Origin of the sequence: Mycetohabitans endofungorum (assembly GCF_037477895.1) — a bacterium.
Classification (GTDB): domain Bacteria; phylum Pseudomonadota; class Gammaproteobacteria; order Burkholderiales; family Burkholderiaceae; genus Mycetohabitans.
Window position 1 is genome coordinate 601967 of the sequence record NZ_CP132745.1, and the last position, 5428, is coordinate 607394.

Here is a 5428-nt window from a genome sequence, read left to right on the forward strand (position 1 = left end):
AGCAACGGACGTGCCGCCTGCTCGCGCATACGGCCTCCATACGACCCCACTACCGCATCGCCGTTACACGACCGCTTTTTACAATTTACTGAAAAATGCACGGCGTCTATGTGGCGACTGGAGTACAACGCCTGAGGACCGCGTCCAGAACCGCGGGCACGCGTCGTGCAAGCCCATGTGCCAGGAGTCTCGTTATGACCGCGCGCAAACCGATAACGCAGGAACACGGGAAGATCGAAATCGAACCGCAACAGCAGCCGCAAAGCCTGGACGATTGCCGGCGCTGTGCGCTGTGGCACGACGCGTCGCAGCCGGTGCCAGGCGAGGGGCCCGCTCATGCGCCCATCATGATGGTTGGTGAACAGCCCGGCGACCAGGAAGATCGACAAGGCAGGCCATTTGTCGGTCCGGCTGGCGTACTACTGGACGACGCGTTGCGGGAGGCCGGCGTTGCCCGCGGCGACGTCTATGTGACGAACGCTGTCAAGCACTTCAAATGGGAGCCGCGCGGTAAGCGGCGCATGCACAAAACGCCTGCACAGCGCGAAATCGAAGCGTGCCACTACTGGCTCGATCGTGAGTTCGATACGGTTGCACCCGCTGTAGTCGTCGCCCTTGGCGCGATAGCGCTCAAAGCCGTGCTGCAAGATCCGACTGTGACACTGCAGCGTTTGTTAGATCACACGATTGAGCACGGCGGGCACTTTGTCATCCCAACTTATCACCCATCGTTCGCTCTACGGGCGCCCGATGAACCGACGCGGCAGCGCGCCTATGTGCAAATCGTCGAGGCGCTGCGGCGGGCGGGGAAACTAGCGCGGCAACTCGAGCAGCAGGGTGGGTAATTCTCTCGAGAATCCAGCGGGAATAAAAGTAGAATTTTTTTGTTAAAAGAGTTCTACGCAATAAAGAAATCGATATTCACAGACAGCCAGATCATGGACGCGCTCAAGGGGCGCACCTTGCGGCACGCCCGTTATACTTCCAGAAACTCCATCCCTTATACTCCTGAAGGCAATAGCTTGTCGAGCAACGCAGATGAGAAGATACGGTTAGGATCGTATTTATTGAGTGTCTTGATAGCTTTATCCCAATCTTTCTCTTGGCTGATTTGACCCTCCCTATAAATATTCGGGATGGTTGTGCTAATCGTCGTGTAATCGTTCCAAGCTGCTGAATCTGTATATGCCCACCCCTTAGACCATTCTGGTCGCATTGTCGCATAGGAGCCTGCATAATGTGAAAACATCCACTGTTCTGTTTCGCGATAAAATTTATTCGCGTGAGGCGTTCCAGGCAAAGTCAAAATGTCGAACCAAACCGCAATATCCCAATCTGGTCTATCCAAGCGTGGCTTAATCACAGATAGGGCAGCAGTGACACTACTCGGGCTCACATCATTCGGGTTATCCAGCCCTGACACCCGAATTTCGAGAGGGCCATTAATTGGGTATTGGTTTTGCTTCTGATACGCATTAATGCGCTCCTGATAGTTCTCGATGAAATCGCTAATGACACGCTGGACGTTAGCCCGGCTGGTAACGACTGCATAGCCATTTGCAGTAACCCGCAGTGTAGTGGGTCGAATGTATTGTAGTAAGTTTTTTGACCATCCCCAAATATCCAGGCTATGCGTGGCAACCAAGCCTGCAGTTGCAATTGCCAACTGCTTTTGGCCAAAAACCGGGGTAATAGTTACCTCGTTGTCAATAACAATACGCTTGATTAAATCAGATAATTCTATAGAAATCCAGTCTGAAAATGGATAATTATTCGCCTTCGTGACAACGCGAGAAAATAATGGCTTATTTGGCCTTACACTCCAGACTTTCAGCCATGGATTGCTTGTAAATGGGAACCATATTACTTCTATCCTACCAGATTTATCAAGAAACGATTCAATGGTTCGCTTGGATCTTCGAAACGATCCAATAGCCCTTTTAGATGCTCCAGGTTTTGCAAATAATTCATTAGCAGAAATATTAATGTGACTCCGACAGCGTAAGCGCTGATTTTCTCCAACTTGCATCGTCACCTCGACAATGCAAGCTCGTCCGACATGCGTAAGGAATCCACTAATATCTGCCTCTTCACGGGAAAACGTCCTCAATATATACTCTTTCTTTGTCTCATCATACACCACCGCACTTAACGATAGAATAAGATTGCTCAAAGAGCCATAGGTATGCCCTGATAATAATTTCTCCCCTTTCGCTGGCACAGCAGTACCATGCGCACCAATCGCTAATGCCCCTCCCAACGTAATGTCGCCGGGGGCAGGCACAGCTGTCATTCCCAGGCCTTTTGTTTCCAGTTTTTCGAGCAAAGCCCCCATCGATACGCCTGTTTGCGCAGTTACTCGAGCTGGCTTTGATGCCGTGTCAATTGATACGGCGGTCAGGTTCTTCGTCATGTCAAGCAAAACAACTGAAGAAGCCTTGCTATCCGAGTCCATTGTTAATGGAGACCAGTTATGCATATATCCACGTGGGCGAACCTTAAAATCATTTGATCTCGCCCAGTTCACGATGGAAACGATGTCGTCAGGGGTTTTAGGCACCGCTGTCCATACGTTATCTACAAATATTTCCCTGCTCCAGTTCTCGTAAGCCTGCCGATAAATTGATATCCCGACCGGGAAATTCACCAATGTTTCACTTGCGTTGGCTGATATTTGATAAATTGGCGTCCACCCTCCAGCAACGATACCCGAAGTGGACAACATGACCATATCAGAAAGAAACTTCCGGCGGGAACTCACACAGCCCTTCTTTTTATAATTCCTTTCCATTTTTAACTCCTATTTCTTAATTAATAAAAAATGAAGAAATGAAGGAAATGAGACCGGCCGGACGGCCAGTTAAAACCCTTCTACGTTCGGTCGTGCAAATTCCTCTACGTTGTGGAACAGGATAAGGTTGTTATTTAACGCTTTTTGGTCTTTTGTGCAAGAGTTTGGCAGCCTATTTGAGTCGGTAACTGTATCCGTCGAAACCGAGCGGATAGCAGCCATGCGCTGGATCGCATCGCTGCGGGTCGACCATTACCGCGCTTTATCAAGACGTACAATGGCAGCGAATTCATCTCTAAAGTGCTCCACAAGTGGGCGTATGAGAGAGGTGTAGAGATCGATTTCTCACGTCCCGGCAAGCCAACTGATAACGCGAAGAACGAGTCGTTCAACGGGCACTGCGTGAGGAATGCCTCAACGCGCATGGGTTCTTGTCGCTCGAGGACGCCAAGCGCAAAATCGAGGCCTGGCGCGAGTACTATCATGAGGCGCGTCCCCACTGGGCACTGCAGTGGATGACGCCCGCCGAATTCGCCCGCCAGTGCAAGTCCCGAGCCGATTCGGCCCACCCCGAAGAGCCGGAAATTTCCACTTTAGAACGGCCCTGATTGGGAAAGAACCTCACCTCGAAGAATGAGCCATTCCATTTCGAATAAAAATAGCAATATCTTCTAGATATGGGGTAAGCGACTCATCTTTATCAAAAAACGGCAAAAAAGACCGCACCGAATTATAAAGCATGGCAGTATGCGTTCCCAATTTGTCAGCACCACGAATATCAGCTGCTTGACATGCACACAAAAGTTCGAAGCTTATAACATAAACGGTATTATTAAATATTTCCTGTGCACGCCGAGCAGCCACAAGACCAAGTGACACAATATCTTGGAAATCAGCTGTCGAGGGCAATGACTGAATAGAGACTGGCATACATAAAGACCGGTTTTCTGAGGCAAGGGAAGCACTCATGAACTGCCCTCCCATCAACCCAAGTCGGATTCCTTGATCACTCACACAAAGAAATGGTGGCAATCCATTGCTATTATTTTTATCCATAAATCGATCGATACGCCGATCCGACAAGTTACTTAACGTAACCAACGCGATAGATAAATGATCCATCGCCATGGAAATATACTGACCATGAAAATGGCCATTATGATATACATCACCATGCTTTGGAATCACCAAAGGATTGTCATTACTAGAATTCAACTCATTCTCTACCACACACTTAACATAATCCACAGCATCCCTAATCGGTCCAATTATTTGCGGCGTACAACGCAAAGAATACGCATCTTCGATTTGATCAGTAACACTATCTATCACATTATCGCAAAGTTGCGATCGAAGACTTTTTGATACATCATCCTCACTACTTATCATATTACTGTCGGCAAGCGCGTTGTAGATATTTGCTGCAGACGCTTGCTGGCCTCGATGCGGCTTTTCTTCGTGCACCAACGGTGAAAATACCTTACGCTTTCCTTTCAATGTCTCCAAAGTTAACGATGTTATTAATTCATATGATTTAATTAAATTCTCCACATCATTTACTATTAGGCACGCCAAGCCAGTCATGGCCGAGGTTCCATTTATTAATGCCAAGCCCTCTTTATAACTAAGCCTGAGCGGCTCAATATTAGCCCTACACAGTGCCTCTGAGGCGCTCATGATTTCCCCTTGATACCTAACCTTCCATTTTCCAGTTAGCGCCAAAGCAATAGCAGCAAGTGGTCCCAAATCTCCACTCGTACCAAGAGAACCTTTCTGAGGTACGCAAGGACATATTCCTTTATTAAAAATATCTACAAATTTTTGAATATTTTCTAGTGAAATTGCAGATACTCCTCGAGCAAGCGAGTTGATACGTGTTAACATCGTCGCTCGAACCACAGCATCATCAAAATATGGACCAACATTTGTTGCGACTGCCGCAATAAGATTTTCTTGCGTTTGCGTCGCATACTTTTCTGGGATAAGGTATTTAACAAATCCCCCCATACTTGTATTTACACCATAAATCACCTTCCCCTGCAAAAGAAGGTCGTCAAGCAATTTACGGGATTCAACAATAGACTTGCATGCCTTTTGCCCAAGGCGAACATTAATATTAAAATCATATGCCGCCCTGGCAATATCATTTGCCCTTATGGGCTCACCTGTAATTTCTAGCATTTTATCCATAACCGACCCCTTTTTAAAAAAATTTTTACTCAACCTTAATTATCAAACATTCACGTTAAGGTCCCGCCAAAATTTAGCCCGCATTCAGCCAATCAAAACAGCTTAAATAACTCAATCTATGCATCATGCTTTTAGTGTCAACATCATCACCGGAACCAGTTAGGCGAATTCTATACACTACACGGATATTTATTAAACAACATAAATTTTTCAATTATCGGCCGTCCCGCTCTGCACTGTGCCTTCACGGTTAATGTATCTTTTAAAGCAATATCGGGAAGGCCATTACCCTGTTGGCACAAGTGACAACTGTACACGCAACACAATCGACACAAGCAGCGAATTTCGCGCCATTTATCATATAATTTAACCTGACAAGTGCAAGCCATATAAGAGCAAGGAGTGCCATAATTATCGTCAGGCCTGGCAATATTATTTTGCAAAATT

The 5428-nt window shown here is 46.9% G+C and carries 3 protein-coding genes and 1 pseudogene; 2 read left to right on the top strand and 2 right to left on the bottom strand.

From position 1 onward, the window contains the following. Positions 1-194 precede the first annotated feature (194 nt). Complete coding sequence (locus tag RA167_RS14830; protein WP_076788381.1) at positions 195-845, top strand: UdgX family uracil-DNA binding protein; 651 nt, start codon at positions 195-197, stop codon at positions 843-845. A gap of 155 nt (positions 846-1000) precedes the next feature. Here the strand turns inward: RA167_RS14830 and RA167_RS14835 are convergent, their stop codons facing one another. Continuing rightward, positions 1001-2791, bottom strand: coding sequence for a cholesterol oxidase substrate-binding domain-containing protein (locus RA167_RS14835; RefSeq protein ID WP_076788383.1), 1791 nt, complete (start codon positions 2789-2791; stop codon positions 1001-1003). A gap of 222 nt (positions 2792-3013) precedes the next feature. On the opposite strand from RA167_RS14835, the pseudogene RA167_RS14840 reads away from it, so the two are divergent. Then, a pseudogene (locus tag RA167_RS14840) lies at positions 3014-3399 on the top strand (integrase core domain-containing protein); the annotation flags it as partial. Between the two features lie 13 nt (positions 3400-3412). On the opposite strand, the gene RA167_RS14845 reads toward RA167_RS14840, so the two are convergent. Then, on the bottom strand, positions 3413-4981 hold the full coding sequence (locus tag RA167_RS14845; RefSeq protein WP_076788384.1) for a phenylalanine aminomutase (D-beta-phenylalanine forming): 1569 nt from the start codon (positions 4979-4981) through the stop codon (positions 3413-3415). Positions 4982-5428: the final 447 nt, after the last annotated feature.